We start from the raw sequence: 1,296 nt of genomic DNA, 5'->3' as shown, positions 1-1,296 counted from the left end.
GCTCTTCCGGGCGCTGATGGCAGCAGTGCGGTCTCGTGGGGGACAGGTGTGCGGGCTCGGAGCGCGCGACACACTGCGCACCGAGATGGGTTACCCGTTGCACGGACACGAACTGGCACTGGACATCTCGCCTCTCGAGGCGCGCTGCGGCTGGGCTATCGGGTGGAAGAAGGATGCGTTCTGGGGCAAGGAAGCCTTGTCCTCGGAGAAGGAGAGCGGACCGGCGCGTGTGCTGCGTGGACTGAGGGCTCTCGATCGCGGTGTCCTGCGCCCGGGCCTTGCCGTCAAGGCATCGGGACAGCAGATCGGAACGACGACGTCCGGCACGTTCTCGCCGTCGCTGAAGATCGGAATCGCCCTCGCCCTGCTCGACGCGGAGGCCGCTCCTGCGGTGGGCTCGGAGGTCGAAGTCGACGTTCGTGGGCGAGCGTTGCGCTGCGAAGTGGTCGCGCCGCCCTTCGTCGCAGTGAAGACCAGGTGACCGCGCGAGAGCTCGGTGGCCGTGACGATAGGATCTCGGGCATGACAGGTGTCTCCGAATTCACGTACGTGCAGCATCCCTCGCCCGCTACGCCCGCCGTGCGCGACGCGGTGCTCGCTGCACCCGGTTTCGGAAAACATTTCACCGATCACATGGTGTACATCGACTACACCCGTGACGGCGGATGGCACGATGCCACGATCGCGCCGTACGGTCCGATCGAGCTCGACCCCGCCGCGATGGTCCTGCACTACGGCCAGGCCATCTTCGAGGGACTCAAGATCTACCGTCAGCCGAACGGCGACCTCTCGACCTTCCGGGTGCACTCCAACGCCGAGCGCTTCCGCTCCTCGGCTCGCCGTCTGGCGATGCCGGAGTTGCCTGACGAGCTGTTCATCGGATCGATCGAGAAGCTGCTCGAACTCGACCACGACTGGGTCCCCGCGGCAGGCGGCGAGGACGCGCTCTACGTCCGGCCGTACATGTTCTCCACCGAAGCCGGACTCGGTGTCCGCCCGGCCGATTCGTACCGCTACATGTTGATCGCCTCTCCCGCAGGTGCGTACTTCCCCAGAGGCGTCAAGCCGGTGAGCGTCTGGCTGTCGACCGAATACGTCCGGGCGGCACCGGGCGGCACCGGAGACGCGAAGTTCGCGGGCAACTACGCCGCATCTCTGCTGGCGCAGGCACAGGCCAGCGACGAAGGATGCGATCAGGTGGTCTGGCTCGATGCCATCGAGCGCCGGTACGTCGAGGAGATGGGCGGGATGAACCTGTTCTTCGTCTTCGGCTCGGGCTCCGACGCACGACTGGTG

At 66.4% G+C, this 1,296-nt stretch carries 2 protein-coding genes; both read left to right on the top strand.

What is annotated here, in order from left to right:
• Positions 1 to 481, top strand: a 481-nt coding sequence (locus A2J02_RS18755) for a glycine cleavage T C-terminal barrel domain-containing protein (RefSeq protein WP_331712149.1), incomplete at its 5' end; no start/stop codon positions are given.
• Between the two features lie 41 nt (positions 482 to 522).
• A partial coding sequence (locus tag A2J02_RS18750) for a branched-chain amino acid aminotransferase (RefSeq protein ID WP_068052129.1) occupies positions 523 to 1,296 on the top strand: 774 nt, incomplete at its 3' end.

Source organism: Rhodococcus sp. EPR-147 (assembly GCF_001647185.1).
Classification (GTDB): Bacteria; Actinomycetota; Actinomycetes; order Mycobacteriales; family Mycobacteriaceae; genus Rhodococcoides.
The sequence above is the reverse complement of the archived record's forward strand: the minus strand, read 5'-3'. Positions and strand labels throughout refer to the sequence as shown.